This is a genomic window from Vibrio sp. 10N.261.45.E2, assembly GCF_002875705.1.
Taxonomy (GTDB): domain Bacteria; phylum Pseudomonadota; class Gammaproteobacteria; order Enterobacterales; family Vibrionaceae; genus Vibrio.
The window spans coordinates 1-15686 of the sequence record NZ_MCZZ01000069.1; the positions used below are offsets into that span (position 1 = coordinate 1).

General features: G+C 45.1%; 16 protein-coding genes. 6 read left to right on the forward strand and 10 right to left on the reverse strand.

What is annotated here, in order from left to right; genetic code table 11:
• Positions 1 to 309: 309 nt before the first annotated feature.
• The 3 genes from BCT34_RS03630 to aspA all read right to left on the reverse strand — a co-directional run bounded on the left by BCT34_RS03630 (position 310) and on the right by aspA (position 5207).
• The gene (locus BCT34_RS03630; RefSeq protein WP_076656754.1) at positions 310 to 1758 is read right to left on the reverse strand and encodes a YfcC family protein; all 1449 of its coding nucleotides are present in this window, start codon (positions 1756 to 1758) and stop codon (positions 310 to 312) included.
• A gap of 509 nt (positions 1759 to 2267) precedes the next feature.
• Positions 2268 to 3575, reverse strand: a complete 1308-nt coding sequence (locus tag BCT34_RS03635) for an anaerobic C4-dicarboxylate transporter (protein ID WP_017061168.1) — start codon at positions 3573 to 3575, stop codon at positions 2268 to 2270.
• 180 nt (positions 3576 to 3755) lie between these two features.
• Positions 3756 to 5207, reverse strand: a complete 1452-nt coding sequence (aspA, locus tag BCT34_RS03640; protein WP_017630905.1) for an aspartate ammonia-lyase — start codon at positions 5205 to 5207, stop codon at positions 3756 to 3758.
• A 284-nt stretch (positions 5208 to 5491) separates the two neighbouring features.
• Here aspA and BCT34_RS03645 point away from each other — a divergent pair, with 284 nt between their 5' ends.
• On the forward strand, positions 5492 to 6016 hold the full coding sequence (locus BCT34_RS03645) for an FxsA family protein (protein ID WP_076656755.1): 525 nt from the start codon (positions 5492 to 5494) through the stop codon (positions 6014 to 6016).
• A gap of 143 nt (positions 6017 to 6159) precedes the next feature.
• On the opposite strand, the gene trmL is transcribed toward BCT34_RS03645, so the two are convergent.
• The 4 genes from trmL to BCT34_RS03665 form a co-directional block, all read right to left on the reverse strand.
• Positions 6160 to 6639, reverse strand: a complete 480-nt coding sequence (trmL, locus tag BCT34_RS03650) for a tRNA (uridine(34)/cytosine(34)/5-carboxymethylaminomethyluridine(34)-2'-O)-methyltransferase TrmL (protein ID WP_009844716.1) — start codon at positions 6637 to 6639, stop codon at positions 6160 to 6162.
• 77 nt (positions 6640 to 6716) lie between these two features.
• A complete protein-coding gene (locus tag BCT34_RS03655) occupies positions 6717 to 7334 on the reverse strand; it encodes a superoxide dismutase (protein ID WP_076656756.1) in 618 nt (205 codons plus the stop codon).
• A gap of 76 nt (positions 7335 to 7410) precedes the next feature.
• Positions 7411 to 8790, reverse strand: a complete 1380-nt coding sequence (gene cpxA / locus BCT34_RS03660) for an envelope stress sensor histidine kinase CpxA (RefSeq protein WP_076656757.1) — start codon at positions 8788 to 8790, stop codon at positions 7411 to 7413.
• A complete protein-coding gene (locus tag BCT34_RS03665; RefSeq protein WP_076656758.1) occupies positions 8790 to 9479 on the reverse strand; it encodes a response regulator in 690 nt (229 codons plus the stop codon). Before BCT34_RS03665 ends, cpxA begins: the two co-directional genes overlap by 1 nt.
• A 187-nt stretch (positions 9480 to 9666) precedes the next feature.
• Between BCT34_RS03665 and BCT34_RS03670 the strand changes: the two genes are divergently transcribed.
• The 3 genes from BCT34_RS03670 to pfkA all read left to right on the forward strand — a co-directional run bounded on the left by BCT34_RS03670 (position 9667) and on the right by pfkA (position 12528).
• Positions 9667 to 10176 (forward strand): CpxP family protein, encoded by a 510-nt coding sequence (locus BCT34_RS03670; protein ID WP_076656759.1) that lies wholly within the window; start codon positions 9667 to 9669, stop codon positions 10174 to 10176.
• A gap of 163 nt (positions 10177 to 10339) precedes the next feature.
• Positions 10340 to 11248 (forward strand): CDF family cation-efflux transporter FieF, encoded by a 909-nt coding sequence (gene fieF / locus BCT34_RS03675; RefSeq protein WP_076656813.1) that lies wholly within the window; start codon positions 10340 to 10342, stop codon positions 11246 to 11248.
• A gap of 317 nt (positions 11249 to 11565) precedes the next feature.
• The gene (gene pfkA / locus BCT34_RS03680) at positions 11566 to 12528 is read left to right on the forward strand and encodes a 6-phosphofructokinase (RefSeq protein WP_017061160.1); all 963 of its coding nucleotides are present in this window, start codon (positions 11566 to 11568) and stop codon (positions 12526 to 12528) included.
• A 149-nt stretch (positions 12529 to 12677) separates the two neighbouring features.
• Here pfkA and tpiA read toward each other — a convergent pair whose 3' ends face one another.
• The gene (gene tpiA, locus BCT34_RS03685; protein WP_076656760.1) at positions 12678 to 13448 is read right to left on the reverse strand and encodes a triose-phosphate isomerase; all 771 of its coding nucleotides are present in this window, start codon (positions 13446 to 13448) and stop codon (positions 12678 to 12680) included.
• Positions 13449 to 13697: 249 nt separating this feature from the next.
• Between tpiA and BCT34_RS03690 the strand changes: the two genes are divergently transcribed.
• A complete protein-coding gene (locus BCT34_RS03690) occupies positions 13698 to 14045 on the forward strand; it encodes a 5-carboxymethyl-2-hydroxymuconate isomerase (RefSeq protein WP_017061157.1) in 348 nt (115 codons plus the stop codon).
• Positions 14046 to 14090: 45 nt separating this feature from the next.
• A complete protein-coding gene (locus BCT34_RS03695) occupies positions 14091 to 14519 on the forward strand; it encodes a DUF805 domain-containing protein (RefSeq protein ID WP_076656761.1) in 429 nt (142 codons plus the stop codon).
• A 54-nt stretch (positions 14520 to 14573) separates the two neighbouring features.
• On the opposite strand, the gene BCT34_RS03700 is transcribed toward BCT34_RS03695, so the two are convergent.
• Positions 14574 to 14921 carry a DUF3135 domain-containing protein gene (locus BCT34_RS03700; RefSeq protein ID WP_076656762.1) on the reverse strand — a complete coding sequence of 116 codons (348 nt, stop codon included), beginning with the start codon at positions 14919 to 14921 and terminating at the stop codon, positions 14574 to 14576.
• A gap of 122 nt (positions 14922 to 15043) precedes the next feature.
• Positions 15044 to 15664 (reverse strand): metalloregulator ArsR/SmtB family transcription factor, encoded by a 621-nt coding sequence (locus tag BCT34_RS03705; protein ID WP_076656763.1) that lies wholly within the window; start codon positions 15662 to 15664, stop codon positions 15044 to 15046.
• Positions 15665 to 15686: the final 22 nt, after the last annotated feature.

Consider the following 15686-nt stretch of genomic DNA (forward strand, 5'->3'; position numbering starts at 1 on the left):
TCGCAGTTGAATTCGGGAGTGACTAACTATTTGTGTAAACATCATGGCTTAAAATAGTGTGTTATTTAGTCAAGCTCATTTGATGTTTAAAAGTACGGTAGACACTTGGATTCTTGGATTTTGAGAGTTTTGAGAGTTTTGAGAGTTTTGAGGTTGGTTGATCTGTGCTATGAACAGAAGATACTTTGAATATCGCGTGTATGGCTTAGAGAGGCGGCTTCAGTCGTTGCGGGCATATTGGGATAGATAGCAATGAAAAAGCCGCTATGAGAAGCGGCTTTGGATGAGAAAGGAGTGAAGTGCTTTGAGTTAGATCAGCGCACCAATACTCAGTACAACAATGCAGAACACCATCAAGATACCGACTAATGGCATCACCCATTTAACCCAGCGTACATAAGGGACGCGAGCTATCGCTAAACCACCCATTACCACCGCAGAGGTCGGGGTGATTAGGTTCACCAAGCCAGATGCAGATTGGTACGCAGTGATAACTAGGTCGCGACCTACACCTGCAAAGTCAGCCAGTGGAGCCATGATTGGCATGGTAAGCACCGCTAAACCAGAGGTCGATGGCACTAAGAACGACAGTAGAATCTCTAAGAAGAACATCACGTTAATGAAGATAACGGAAGAAAGCCCCGTCACCATTTGTTCTGCAGAAAAGAGAATAGTGTCAGTGATCATACCGCGGTCCATCACCACCACGATACCACGTGCAATACCTATGATAAGTGCTACACCAAGTAGGTCGCGGGCACCATCAATGAAGCTAGTGGTGAACTCTTCTTCGCTCATACGAGCCACAATACCAACGATGATGGTCGCCGCAAGGAACATTGCAGATATCTCTGCCATCCACCATCCAGCAACGGATACACCGTAAATCATCACAGCGAATGAGCCGCCAAAAATGGTCAGAATCAGTTTGCGAGTCGCGGTGAATTCCAGTTTTTCTCCGCTCGAGTTACCAAGGAAGTGCGCTTTGTTCTCTTCGTATTTGTCGTAGACAATGGATTTTGTCGGGTCGGCTTGTACCATTCTTGCGTAGCGCATGACGTAGGCAACACAGATACCCCAACCAATAATCAACATTGCCACACGTAGCACAATACCGTCAGTAAATGGAATGCCAGAAGCGTTAGCAGCAATAACGGTTGCGAATGGGTTAATGGTTGAGCCTAGCACCCCTATGCCCGCACCTAGAAGTACAGTTGCTGCGGCCACTAGAGGGTCAAAACGCGCCGCCATCATTACAGGCACTAACAGCGTATAGAATGGTAGTGACTCTTCTGCCATGCCGTAGACAGTACCGCCAGCGGCAAACAACGCCATCAGTATTGGTATCATCAACTCTTCTCGCCCTTCTAAGCGGGCGGTAACGCGCTCGATACCTGCATCAATGGCACCAGTTTTAGTTACTAGCCCTAAGAAGCCACCAATGATTAAGATGAACAGCGAAACGTCGATCGCTGCTGCTTCATAGCTATTGTGGTCGTAGAAGCCGTCAATAGGCGCTAGTAGTACGTCAATCACGCCTTGAGGGTTACCTTCAACCGCTTGATAGGTTCCGGTGACGGGTACTTCTCGGCCTAGCTCTTCATTCATTGCACGGTCGTATTGGCCTGCTGGAACAATCCAGGTAAGCAGAGCGACGAACGCAATGAGAATAAATAGAATGGTGTAGGCCGAAGGGAATTTAAAATTGGCAAAGAAGCCGCCCTTTTTTGTCTCGCTTGGTATCGTTTGAGTTGTCATGGCTATCTCCTTACATCATCTTAAATAGAAGTGATGTGAATTAGCGACTAATGATTTATAGATTGTAAATACACTGACTCTAATAAAGTACCCAACGATAAAAGTTGCTGACTTTAAATTAAGGTTATTTTTATATTTACCAATCCAAATGAATTTAGATTTATTTTAGCTGCGGTTATTTTATTCCTTACGTAGCTATTTAAGTTTGGTGCTGTTCACAAAAATAATCGCCAATGAATGGGCTAGAGAATGGTAAAAAAACGGCAAGGTTTTTTGGTTAGTTAGCTTGGATTAATATTCGATGTGGATAAAAGGAAAGCTAGGGGAGATTGATTTGATAGGTGCTGATTCTAGTTGGTTTGAATAACCTTGGAATTTTATTCAAACTTTATTTTTAGGCAGTTTTTAAAGTTTATAATGGTTATTTGACGTGTATCAAATATCACATTGAGTAGAAAACAAAAAAGGAAGCCGAAGCTTCCTTTTAAATGTTCAATCACCAGCGAATGTTAGATAAACAGACCGCCGAATGCGAAGCCTAGCGCTACCGCAGTACTGATTGTTACCACACCTGGAATGAAGAATGGGTGGTTGAATACGTAGTTGCCGATGCGCGTTGAGCCTGTGTCATCCATCTCAACCGCTGCTAGTAGCGTAGGGTAAGTTGGAAGTACGAACAGCGCACTTACCGCCGCAAAAGAAGCAACCGCTGTTAGTGGTGCTACGCCAATCGCAAGTGCTGCAGGCATAAGTGCAACCGTTGTTGCACCTTGAGAGTAAAGCAGCATAGAAGCGAAGAACAGAACAAGTGCCAGCATCCATGGGTAGTCAGCCAGTAGTGCACCTGCAACGTCTTTGATTTCAGCAACGTGTGCGTTTACGAACGTTGAACCTAACCAAGCCACACCAAGTACACATACACACGCCGTCATACCAGAGCGGAACGTTGGTGCTGAAGAGATCTTCGCTGCATCAATCTTAGTAAACATCACGATAGCCGCCGCTGCAGCCAGCATCACAGACATGATTGCTTCGTTACGACCTAGCGCTGGGTTTTCAATTAGGCCAACAGAGCTTGAAATCGCTGCTGCGTAACAAACCACGAAACCAATCGCAGCTAGGAAGATGTAAGTTGCTTTCTTCGCTGTTGGAAGGATTTCGCGTTTCTCTTCTGTTGCCAGTTTGATTAGACCTTTCTCAAGGCGCTCTTGGTAAACAGGATCGTCTTTCAGCTCGCTACCCATGTAGTTCGCAACAACCGCACCAACCATACAAGCGATGAAGGTTGTTGGGATACAAACCATCAATAGTGTTAGGTAATCAACACCAAATGGTGCAAGCATCGCTGCGAAAGCAACAACTGCCGCCGAGATTGGCGAAGCTGTGATAGCAATTTGAGAAGCGACAACAGCGATAGACAGTGGACGAGAAGGACGCACGCCTTGGCCTTTCGCTACTTCTGCGATAACAGGAAGCGTAGAGAATGCTGTGTGACCAGTACCCGCCATTAGTGTCATTACAAATGTCACAATCGGCGCGTAAAAAGTGATGCGTTCAGGGTGCTTACGCAAAAAGTTTTCTGCAATTTGTACCAACCAGTCCATACCGCCAGCAACCTGCATTGCAGCAATTGCGGTGATAACCGACATGATGATCAAGATTACGTCGATCGGGATGAAAGATTGGCTTGTTGGAACGCCAAGAATAAGTGAAAGGGCAATAACACCAGCACCACCGGCAAAACCGATACCGATACCGCCAATTCTGGCCCCTAAAAAGATAAAGAGCAGGACGACAAACAGTTCTACTGCAATCATAAGTAACACCTCATTTAGATTTTATTATGTGAACACTCGCCGCTGGAATGTTCACATAATAGTTCTATGGTTTAGGTTCAATGTAGCAAAAGCACAACCTACGGAAATCCACAAAATAAAAAGGGTTAACCGTATTGGAGCCTAAAAAAGGGCTCCGTTTGGAGCCCTTTCTCGCTAACTTTATTCGTAGCGCTTCGCTTTATACTGAGGATGCATCAAATTTTCAACAGAGAAAATGTCATCAAGTTCTTCTTCGGTCAATAAACCGCGCTCTAGAACCACATCACGCACGCTCTTACCTGTTTCAGCACAGATCTTACCAACAATGTCGCCCTCGTGGTGGCCAATGTATGGGTTTAGGTAAGTGACGATACCGATAGAGTTAAATACGTGTGATTCACATACTTCTTTGTTTACTGTAATGCCGTCTACACACTTGTCGCGTAGGTTCACACAAGCGTTTGTTAGGATGTCTAGAGACTCAAACATGCTTTGTGCAATAACAGGTTCCATTACGTTCAGTTGAAGTTGACCACCTTCTGCAGCGAAAGAAACCGTGTTGTCGTTACCTAGAACTTTAAAGCAAACTTGGTTTACTACTTCAGGAACAACTGGGTTTACTTTAGCAGGCATGATTGAAGAACCCGCTTGCAGTTCAGGTAGGTTTAGCTCGTTCAGGCCAGTACGTGGACCAGAAGAAAGCAGACGCAAATCGTTACAAATTTTAGACAGCTTAACAGCCAGACGCTTAAGTGCGCCGTGCGTCATTACGTATGCGCCACAGTCAGATGTTGCTTCGATTAGGTCTTCTGCAGGTACACACTCTAGGCCAGTTACTTCCGCTAGGTGCTTAACTGCAAGGCCTTGGTAACCTGGTGCTGCGTTCAGACCTGTACCGATTGCCGTTGCGCCTAGGTTAACTTCAAGCAGTAGCTTTGATGTGTATTCTAGGTTTTTGATTTCTTCGTTGATGGTTACAGCCCAAGCGTGGAACTCTTGGCCAACCGTCATTGGAACAGCATCTTGAAGCTGAGTACGACCCATCTTCAAAATTGTGTTGAATTCTTGGCTCTTAAGCTCGAATGCACCTTTTAGGTATTCAATCGCATCGATCAGTTTTAGTACGCTGTTGTAAACAGAGATACGGAAGCCAGTTGGGTAAGCACAGTTTGTAGATTGGCTGCGGTTTACATGGTCGTTCGGGTTGATGAACTCATATTGGCCTTTTTCTTTGCCCATAAGTTCAAGTGCCACGTTCGCTACTACTTCGTTCGCGTTCATGTTTACAGAAGTACCAGCACCACCTTGGAAAACGTCCGATGGGAACTGATCCATGCACTTGCCCGTGTCTAGAATTAGGTCACAAGCTTGGATGATGTATTTAGCCACTTCGCTAGGAATTACACCTAACTCTTTGTTTGCTAAAGCAGCTGCTTTTTTTGTCATCACCATACCGCGAACGAATTCAGGTACATCTGAGATCGTTACATTTGAGATGTTGAAGTTTTCAACTGCGCGTAGAGTGTGGATGCCGTAGTAAGCATCAGCCGGAACATGACGTTGACCTAAAAGATCTTCTTCGAGACGAGTAGCTTGAGGAGCATCAACTTGTGCTTCTGATAGAGTAGCCATAACAGGATCCTTAGAGAATTATTCTGATTATATAGTTAGTTATTAGCCTATTCTGTGTGCAAATACTCCGTTCGCTAGAATATTGGGCTGATAAATCCGTCCTGACTTATGTGGCACATGATACTGTACTTAGCGCATAAAAATATTAAGTTGATCACCTTTTTCAGTTTTGTTTCGTCAATATTTTGCAAAGTTATTCTTGGTCAATAAACACGCTTATTTACAGGATAAATTTGAGATTGTTAGGGCTTTCAGCGTAAACTGCAAGTAACAAAGGAGGGCGTGTGTTTCCTATCTTATTATTACTCTTTATCTTCGTACCCATCATTGAGATTGGGCTATTTATTCAAGTTGGTGGCTTCTTAGGATTGTGGCCAACTATTGCATTGGTTTTGATCACGGCATTTGTGGGTGCATCGCTTGTTCGTAGCCAAGGCATTCAGACACTGATGTCTGTGCAAGGTCGCTTGCAACAAGGTGAAATGCCAGCACAACAGATTCTGGAAGGCGTGATGCTTGCAGTTGCTGGTGTATTGCTGCTGACTCCGGGCTTTATGACGGATGCACTTGGTATGTTGGTGTTGCTACCAGCACCAAGAGCCATGATTGCCAAGAAAATGATGGAAAAAATGGTGGTTAAAAATATGTCTGGTGGTTTCCATACCGGTGGGCAAGCTGGCTTTGGTCAGAGTCCTTTTGGACAAGACCCATTCAATCGCGACCCATTTGACCAGTCAAAAGACGGCAACACCTTTGAAGGTGAGTTTGAGAAGAAAGACGACGACAACGATCGTAACCGATTAAACTAATTGATTTTTTCTCTTCTTATATAGAGGAAAAACAGAAAAGGCTCTTACCTTTATCCTTCGCAAGAAAGTGATAATGGTAAGAGCCTTTTTTATTGCGTGTTAGCGATCATTGGTAGCAGATAACCGCCCTAGTAAGCGATCGGTTATACCGCGCCTTCAAAGCCCATTTGTCGCCACGCTTCGAAGGCGATGATAGCAACCGCATTAGACAGGTTTAGGCTGCGTGCATCTGGCATCATTGGGATACGAATACGTTGCTCCATTGGCATACTTTCGATGAACTCAGCGGGCAGACCTCGAGTCTCTGGGCCAAACATCAACACATCACCTTGTTGGAATTTTGCATCCACGTGGTGGCCTGTCGTTTTAGTGGTGCAAGCGAAGATGCGGAAGTCACCCTCGCGTTCATTTTCTAGATACTCAAGGAAGGCTTCTAGGTTCTTGTGACGCTTAACACGCGCTAGATCGTGGTAATCCAAGCCAGCACGGCGAACTTTCTTCTCTTCAAAATCAAAGCCAAGCGGTTCAATCAGGTGCAGGTTTGCGCCGCAGTTAGCACATAGGCGGATGATGTTACCCGTATTGGGGGCAATTTCTGGTTCGTATAGAGCGATATCAAACATGTTGGTTCACAAGAATAATCAAAGATAGCCAGAGTATACGGTGGCAAGCTGAGTGAGTACAGTTCACCACCATTAGCTTACGCTTTATTCGCGAGTGCTTGTGTGTAGTTTTCAGACACGGTATCCCAGTTGACTACATTCCACCAGGCGTTGATGTAGTCTGGGCGTCGGTTTTGGTAGCTGATGTAGTAGGCGTGTTCCCAAACGTCGAGCGCAAGAATTGGCTCACCGTTGCTGGCGATGGTATCCATCCTCGGGTTGTCTTGGTTTGAGGTTGAGATGATCTTCAGTTGTCCTTCTTCTACCACCAACCACGTAAAGCCTGAACCAAAGGTATTGATTGCCGCTTGAGCGAACTGATCTTGGAACGTCTCGAAATCTCCGAATGTGCTCTTGATAGCATCACCAAGTTCGCCTGTCGGTTCTCCACCACCGTTCTGAGACATGCAGTTCCAATATAAGATGTGGTTGTAGTAGCCACCGCCATTGTTACGTACAGCCGGGCTGTGCTGAGATATGTTGGCGAAGATCTCGGTCAGAGATTGTTGTTCTAGATCGGTTCCAGATACCGCTGCAACAAACTTATCGTAGTAGGTTCTATGGTGTTTGCTGTAATGCACTTCCATCGTTTTAGCATCAATGTAAGGCTCTAGGGCATCGTAAGCGTAGGGTAAAGCAGGGAAAGTGTGCGACATGGTAAATCCTCCATAATTAGAGGATTTACCATAATGATAATAACAATCATTATCAACTGTGATCTTTGTGGGGGTATTACATCGGTAGGATAGGCAGAGTAATTTCGAGCTGTAATCCACCTAACTTACTACGGCTTGCCGTGATGGTTCCACTGTGTTGGCGAATCGCACTTTCAGTAATCGTCAGACCAAGTCCAGTGCCGCCCGAGTTACGATCTCGAGCGGTTGATACACGGTAGAAAGGTCTAAAGATAGAGTCCAACTCATCCTCTGGCACACCATCACCATTATCATTGACGCAAATCGTTAGCTGATCTTGGACCACATGGAATTGCACATCCACTTGGTCTTTACCGTAATAGATGGCATTACGTGTAATGTTGTCTAGCGCACTCATCAGCAGTTTAGGGTTACCTGAAATAGAGCGTTCCGGGATCTCCGAAAACGTCAGCAACTTGCCCATCTGTTCAGCTTCAAACTCTGCGTCTTTTAAGATCTCTTCCCATAGGCTCGAGATAGGTTGAACCTCACGAGTAATATGGCTGTCGACCTGCATACGAGATAACGTCAGTAGCTCACTGATCATCTGTTCCAGACGTTGTGCTTCGGTATCAATGCGTTCTAACTCTTGGCTCTCACCTTGTTTACGAATCGCTAGCGCATTGGCCATGCGAAGACGTGTCAGTGGTGATCGAAGCTCGTGTGAAATATCAGAGAGCAGTCGCTGTTGCCCTGAAATCATCTGGTTTACCGCTTCGACCATCTGGTTAAAGCTTTCACCGGCTTGTCTGAATTCTGAGGTGCCTTTTTCGAGTGTTGGATCGACCTCAAACTGACCTTTCGCCACACGTTGTGCTGCACGTTCGAGCCTACGAGCAGGTTGGCTCAATGCCCAAGCTAACCAAAGTAATAGCGGGGTACTCGCTAACATCACGGCAAGCAATAACTGCAGGGGCTTATCAAACAGGCGCAACAAGAACGGCGGTGGTTGATTCCACTTTATTCCGGCGTACATCAACAACTCTTCACCCGCCAGTTTAATCGGCACAGGGCCAGCTACCATGTAGTGCCCGTACAGCTTTTGTTTCGGTACTTCAGGGTTATCTATCGAGGTAACAAAGTTGCGAATCGCTTTAAGCTTGTAGTCTGAATGCCTTTTTGAGGTAAGGACTGCGCCTTCAAGATCGGTCAGATAGATGCGAGCACGAGAATCCTTGCGGCTGCGTGGCGCCTCAAGTTGGAAAACTATTTTGCCCAGATTAGGTTCTTTGGCGTAGCGTTTCTCTGTGATTTTAGCGATACGCTCGAGTTTATCGAGGTGATCTGCGGGCACATTTCGCGCGACTCGAGGGTCTAAATGGGGAAGTGACAGCACCGACAAAAGCACCAGTAACATGGTGAACCAAAAGATAGCAAAGATACGTCCATATAAGCTGGTGATTTTAGGGATACGCATTAATCTTCCTCTACCAATAAGTAGCCACGGCCTCGCAACGTCTTGATGCGAGCTTTACCATCACTGCGCTCAGGGATCTTTTTACGAAGGTTAGAGATATGCATATCAATCGCGCGGTCAAATGCCGCAAGCCTTTTACCTAGTACATCTAGGCTTAATGCTTCTTTGGTGATCACTTGCCCCGGGTTCTGGATTAGGTGGCTCAGCAGGGCGAACTCGGTAGTGGTGAGGTCGATAAGCTGGCCATTACAATAAGCTTCTTGTTTGCCAGGGAATACCTCGATGTCTTGATATTGAACCTTATCGCTGGTGGTTTTAGGTGCCGCAGTGGTCTGCGTTCGGCGCAAGATAGCTCGAATACGCGCTAACAATTCACGGTCACTGAAAGGCTTAGGTAGGTAATCATCCGCGCCAAGTTCAAGGCCAATAACACGGTCGATCTCTTCGCCTTTTGCCGTCAGCATTAGCACTGGCGTTTCCCAATTTTCTCTCAGTTTCTTTAGTGTTTCCATGCCATTCAGACGCGGCATCATCACATCCAAAAGAATCAGGTCGATCTCATCATTGATCGCTTCAAGCCCCGCATAGCCATCATTAGCTTCGGAAACAGTGAAGCCCTCAAAGCTCAGAATATCTTTGAGTAAGCTGGTTAACTCGGTGTCGTCATCAATAAGAAGAATGTTCGCCATTGGGAAGCCTTAATCGGTTATCTACTATTTACACGTTAATAATACTGCTAATTATTCGCCTGCTTTCGCTCTTTACGATTCTTTACGCTTTCTAAACGTCACTTTACGAGGGAAAGACTAATCTATATTCAAGCGCTGAGAAACAGACGCAACACATGACTTATTATACCGAATTGAGGCAACAATTATGAAAATGACTAAGAAACTTGTATTAGCAGCTGCGGCACTTCCACTTATTTTAGGTACAGCAAGTGCGTATGCTTATGGCGGTGGTGATAAAGGTGACCACAAAGGCATGCACGGCAAATGTGGCGGCTTCGATAAGAAAGTGATGCGCCAACTAGACCTAACTGACGCACAAAAAACAGAATTGAAAGAGATGCGCGAAGCGAACCGCGCTGAAATGAAAGAAAAACACGCAGGCAACAAAGCCGATAAAATGGCGAAAATGAAAGCGCACCAAGAGAAAGTTCAAGCATTGGTTCTTGCTGACAATTTCGACGAAGCGGCAGCAAACGACCTAGCAAGCGAAATGGTTGAAAAGCAAACTGAGCGTCGCGTGGCAATGCTGAAGAAGCAACACGAAATGATGAACGTACTAACGGCTGAGCAAAAAACTCAACTGAAAGAGATCCAACAAGAGCGCATAACTAAGTGTGCTGAGAAAATGGAAAAACGCATGAACAAAGACAAGTAATTCGGGCTTGATAAAGCAGCTTTGAATGAAAGTGTTTAGAAAGAAGCGGCCGTGTGCCGCTTTTTTTGATCCCTAAAAATGAATGTCTTACACCTTAGCTGTCATATTCAATTGATTGTTTGCAGGTTATACTTTGTGCTATCAGCCACTTTATAGCCAAGTTATGAAACAAGAATACGCACGTTTAGTTACGCTCGCCGCTTGGGCAGCCACCACCATTGCTACCATTTTATTGATAGTGAAAGTCGCAGCGTGGTGGGTGACAGGTTCTGTGAGTCTGTTGGCTTCCGTGGTGGACTCAATGCTGGATATCGCGGCCTCTGTCGTTAACCTTATCGTGGTTCGTTATTCTCTGCAGCCAGCCGACAAAGAACACACCTTTGGTCATGGCAAGGCTGAATCCCTCGCTGCATTAGCGCAGGCGATGTTTATTTCAGGCTCAGCATGTTTCCTTATTCTCAACGGTATTGAGCGCTTCTTCCGACCTCATGAGCTTAACTCTCCAGAGATTGGTATCTACGTCAGCTTATTTGCGATGGTGATGACCTTCGGCTTGGTTCTATTCCAAAAACATGTCGTGAAAAAAACGGGCAGCCAAGCGATTGCGGCCGATTCACTGCACTATCAATCAGACCTTTATATGAACGCCGCGATCATGCTGGCGCTGGCATTGAGTTGGTTTGGTATTGGCCAAGCGGACTCTGTATTCGCGGTAGGTATTGGTGTCTACATTCTTTACAGCGCTTATCAAATGGCGATGGAAGCGGTTCAGTCTCTGCTTGATCATAAGCTCCCTGATGAAGAGCTAAAACAGATAAAAGAGACATCATTGAGCGTGGAAGGTGTGTTGGGAGTGCATCAATTACGAACGCGTCGTTCGGGTCCGATTCGTTTCATCCAACTGCATCTAGAACTGGACGATAATATCCCACTTATTGAAGCGCATCGCATTTCTGACGAAGTAGAGGCTAAGCTTATCTCCGTGTTCCCTGATGCTGATGTATTAATTCACCAAGACCCGTACTCAGTGGTATTTGGGCCAGAGAAGCAGCAAAAATTCCACTCGTGGTAATGCGTGCTAAAAATTAGCGGGCAAATGGTAAGTGAGTGGCTTTTGAACTACAGTGAGTAAAAATTATTAACTGTTAGGTGATTCAAAAACCACCTTAGTAACAATTAATGTTGATTCTGATGTGAATCAACAAAGTTATTGAGTAAAACTGTAATACTCTTACAGAAGTAGAAATGTTACATAATTTTACGCGATTTGAGTGCTATTCCTGTTGAGGAAATGTAACATAACGCACAAATATAGATTTAAAATCTTGTTGATATACAATCAGCAAGAACAAGAATTGAATAATAGATTCCCAAAAATCGAGGGTGAGCATGATTAAGAAGATCGGTGTTTTGACCAGTGGTGGTGACGCTCCAGGCATGAACGCAGCAGTTCGCGGTGTAGTTCGTACCGCGCTATCAGTTGGCATTGAAGTTTACGGCATTTACGATGGCTACCAAGGCCTTGTTGAAGACCGTATCGAAAAGCTTGACCGTTCAAGCGTATCTGACGTGATCAACCGTGGTGGTACTTTCTTAGGTTCTGCACGTTTCCCTGAATTTAAAGACGTTGCTGTTCGTGAGAAAGGCATTGAGAACCTTAAGAAGCACGGTATCGAAGCACTTGTTGTTATCGGTGGTGACGGTTCTTACATGGGTGCTAAGAAGCTGACTGAAATGGGTTACCCATGTATCGGTCTTCCAGGCACAATCGATAACGATATCGCAGGTACTGACTACACTATCGGTTACCTAACAGCGCTTAACACTGTTATTGATTCAATTGACCGTCTACGTGACACGTCTTCTTCTCACCAACGTATTTCTATTGTTGAGATCATGGGCCGTCACTGTGGTGACCTTACGCTTATGTCAGCAATCGCGGGTGGTTGTGAGTACATCATTACTCCAGAGACTGGCCTAGATAAAGAGCAGCTTATCAGCAATATCCAAGATGGCATTGCTAAAGGTAAGAAGCACGCAATCATCGCTCTAACTGAGCTAATGATGGATGCTAACGAACTGGCTAAAGAGATCGAATCTTCAACAGGTCGTGAAACTCGTGCAACGGTTCTTGGTCACATCCAACGTGGTGGTCGTCCTACTGCATTTGACCGTGTACTTGCTTCTCGCATGGGTAACTACGCTGTTCACCTTCTTCAAGAAGGTCACGGTGGCCGTTGTGTTGGTATCGAGAAAGAAGAACTTGTTCACCACGACATCATCGACTGTATCGAGAACATGCAGAACCCAGACCGTTCTGAGCTGTTCCGCGTTGCAGAAGAGTTGTTCTAAGCCGCGCATAGCGTTCGCTTAAAGAATTTAAAAACCGCTGATTTATCAGCGGTTTTTTTGTACCTGCCGTTTGAGGTTTCAGGAATGACAGGCACTAAAAAGGCCAACCTAAGTTGACCTTTCATCTAATTTAAACAGTGACGTTTAAATTAAGCTTTTGCTTCAGCTGCTGCTTTAGCGATAGCTGCGAAGCTTTTCGCGTCTAGAGCTGCGCCGCCAACTAGAGCACCGTCGATGTCTGGTTGTGCGAAGTAAGCTGCTGCGTTTTCTGGCTTAACAGAACCGCCGTATTGGATAACAACTTTCTTAGCAACTTCTTCAGATTTCTCTGCGATGTGTGCACGGATTTGAGCGTGGATGCGTTGTGCATCTTCAGCTGTAGCTGCTTTACCAGTACCGATAGCCCAGATTGGTTCGTAAGCGATGATAGCGCCTTCAAGAGCTTCAACACCTTGAGTGTTGATAACAGCGTCAATTTGACGAGCACATACTGCAACAGTTTCGCCTGCTTCGTTTTGTGCTTCAGATTCACCGATACAAAGAACTGGAGTTAGGCCGTTCTCTTTTAGGAATGCGAATTTCTTAGCTACGAATTCATCTGATTCGTTGTGGTATTCACGACGCTCAGAGTGACCGATGATGATGTGAGATGCGCCGAACTCTTTAAGCATTGCTGGAGACATGTCGCCAGTGAATGCACCGCTGTTGTTTAGGTCAGAGTTTTGAGCACCTAGGATGATCGCGCTGCCAGCTTCAGTAAGCGTACGCTCTGCAAGATCAACGAAAAGTGCTGGTGGAGCAACTGCTACGTCTACGCCTGTTACGCCTTCAAGTTCAGCGTTAAGACCGTTTAGTAGTTCAACAACCATTTCTTTGCTGCCGTTTAGTTTCCAGTTACCCATAACTACAGGATGACGCATAGGAATATCTCCAAAGTATTTAAATAAATCGAATGTAAAAAAGTAAACTTTATTACGAAATAATATAACAGATTAATATCAACAGATCATGACTGTGGTCATGACTTTATTGGATCTTACTCAATGGTCAGAGTAGATTTTGAGCATATATCAGTGATCCGGCAGACAGAATAATAGCTAACTTCTCGGATTTTTCATCGTTAGTTGCTATTAAGGGACAAACGATTGCGCTAACAACAGGAAGTAACAATGCCGAATTTAGTTCTAGAGTACTCCAATTCAGTGGATGAGCGAGTGAATATCCAAGGCTTACTGGAAGATCTCCACCAAGTAGCACTCACATGCGGTTTGTTTGATGTGCCGTCAGTGAAATCTCGTTCACTGCGTTGCCATAATTGGTTGGTCGGTGATGAGGAAGATAGTGTAGACTTTATTCATATCAGCTTTGAGTTACTTTCGGGACGAACGGAAGAGCAAAAGCGAGAATTGTCACGATCGTTAATGCAAATCCTGCAAGAGCAAGCGAGCCATGTAAGAAGCTTAACGGTGAATATTCGTGATATGGACAAAAGTTGCTTTCAAAAAGTAATAAATTAACCATTGCTGCTGACTTTTAGCGGCGTATAAATTTGAGTATTTAAGATGTCGATGAAAGAATTACTGCTCTCTTTCAAAGGGAGAATTGGTCGTAAGACTTACTGGATGTGGAATATTTTCTACTATATAGCGATTACCGGTTTTGCTTCTGGTATTTCTGTATTGTTCCCTGCTTACTCTTACATCCTGCTACCAATCTTCCTATTGATGCTTGTGATCCCAGATCTTGCGGTTACCGCTAAGCGCTGGCATGACCGTAATAAGTCGAACTATTGGCTACTGTTGAATGTACCACTAGTGCTGGGTCGCTTGGCTTCCCCAATGGCAGCGACTACGACAGAGCCAGTATCACCCGTTCACATGGCAGCAACTGTAGCGGCATTAGTGTGTGGTTTGTGGATTCTGATTGAGTGTGGTTTATTGAAGGGCACTGAAGGTCGTAATGACTACGGCGAAGACCCTTGTAAATATTGAACAGATGAAAAGGGAGCATTGTGCTCCCTTTTTTCTTTTTAATACCTTCTATTTTCAATACATCTTGGGTTCGGTATTCGGTTTAAAAGGGACGACATTTTCAGGAGGCGTTTCTTCAAAGCCGCAGCGACCTTCAAGTGCATCTTGGAACTTACAGACCTGACAGCGCAACTCTTGCATGAGCACGACATTGGCATGGTGTGGGTTTTTACAGCGGCTAACCACCAAGTCGATGTGACTTTGTTGAGCGCGAAGTCGGTCTTGCATCACTTCTGAAGCTGAGCAGATCATCTGTTCACACATATCGTGTTTGAATTGATTGAATGCTTTAGGATCGCTTTTCGCGAGTTGGACAAGTTCATCAAAGGGTGGCAATTTTTGAGCGGGTTGTGGATGTGCCATCATTCCTTCCTTAGCATTAAGCCTGTTTCATATGCATTAAGCTTAAGAAAGAAATTTGTACAATTTTTAATCTATTTGTTTTTTCTCAATATTGAGACGGTATTAACCGCTTACCGCTATGATTAAAGTGCAGGCGTTAGAGTGTAAGTACAGCGTCGCTCACCAGCAATGATGTGCTCTGTACGGCTCACATGACACTCATCTTTGAGTAGTTCAGTAAACACATTGAGCTCTGATTGGCACAGGCTAGGGCAGCGAGTTGCAGCTTTGCAGATAGGGCAGTGGTTCTCAATCAGGATGTAGTGATCGTCATGCTCTTGAAGCTCAGCCATGTAGCCTTCGTCTTCACGAAGCTGGGTGAGTTTTTTAAGCTTGCTGATGAGCGAATCACAGTCAGACAGCGCAGTTTGATATAGCTTGAGTGTGTGTTGTTCACGCTCAGCAGCAACCTTAGCCAGTCCTTCTTTACCAAATAGATTTTCTACAGCATCAATCACTTGAATGGTGAGTTCACCATGTCGATCTGAAAATTGGCTGTGGCCTTGTTGAGTCAGGGACCAGTGGCGAGTCGGGCGACCCACTTTCACTTTCACATCATGAAACGCAAGGATACCGTCATCTTCCAGGCTTTGCAGGTGTTGCCTTGCACCCATTGTCGTCATGCCAAATTCTTCTGACAGTTGTTTCGCGGTTACCGCGCCTTGACGTTTAATGGTCTGTAAGATTTTGTCGCTTGTTTTCATACTATCCCTACCTCATGAACCT

Excerpts from the sequence above, each read along its gene's own strand:
- BCT34_RS03700 (WP_076656762.1), bottom strand. The coding sequence starts at position 14,921 with ATGGCACATCCACAACCCGCTCAAAAATTGCCACCCTTTGATGAACTT.
- BCT34_RS03635 (WP_017061168.1), bottom strand. The coding sequence starts at position 3,575 with ATGATTGCAGTAGAACTGTTTGTCGTCCTGCTCTTTATCTTTTTAGGG.
- BCT34_RS03665 (WP_076656758.1), bottom strand. The coding sequence starts at position 9,479 with ATGGCGAACATTCTTCTTATTGATGACGACACCGAGTTAACCAGCTTA.
- BCT34_RS03690 (WP_017061157.1), top strand. The coding sequence starts at position 13,698 with ATGCCGAATTTAGTTCTAGAGTACTCCAATTCAGTGGATGAGCGAGTG.
- BCT34_RS03630 (WP_076656754.1), bottom strand. The coding sequence starts at position 1,758 with ATGACAACTCAAACGATACCAAGCGAGACAAAAAAGGGCGGCTTCTTT.
- BCT34_RS03695 (WP_076656761.1), top strand. The coding sequence starts at position 14,091 with ATGTCGATGAAAGAATTACTGCTCTCTTTCAAAGGGAGAATTGGTCGT.
- fieF (WP_076656813.1), top strand. The coding sequence starts at position 10,340 with ATGAAACAAGAATACGCACGTTTAGTTACGCTCGCCGCTTGGGCAGCC.
- BCT34_RS03655 (WP_076656756.1), bottom strand. The coding sequence starts at position 7,334 with ATGTCGCACACTTTCCCTGCTTTACCCTACGCTTACGATGCCCTAGAG.
- BCT34_RS03705 (WP_076656763.1), bottom strand. The coding sequence starts at position 15,664 with ATGAAAACAAGCGACAAAATCTTACAGACCATTAAACGTCAAGGCGCG.
- tpiA (WP_076656760.1), bottom strand. The coding sequence starts at position 13,448 with ATGCGTCATCCTGTAGTTATGGGTAACTGGAAACTAAACGGCAGCAAA.
- BCT34_RS03670 (WP_076656759.1), top strand. The coding sequence starts at position 9,667 with ATGAAAATGACTAAGAAACTTGTATTAGCAGCTGCGGCACTTCCACTT.
- trmL (WP_009844716.1), bottom strand. The coding sequence starts at position 6,639 with ATGTTTGATATCGCTCTATACGAACCAGAAATTGCCCCCAATACGGGT.
- pfkA (WP_017061160.1), top strand. The coding sequence starts at position 11,566 with ATGATTAAGAAGATCGGTGTTTTGACCAGTGGTGGTGACGCTCCAGGC.
- aspA (WP_017630905.1), bottom strand. The coding sequence starts at position 5,207 with ATGGCTACTCTATCAGAAGCACAAGTTGATGCTCCTCAAGCTACTCGT.
- cpxA (WP_076656757.1), bottom strand. The coding sequence starts at position 8,790 with ATGCGTATCCCTAAAATCACCAGCTTATATGGACGTATCTTTGCTATC.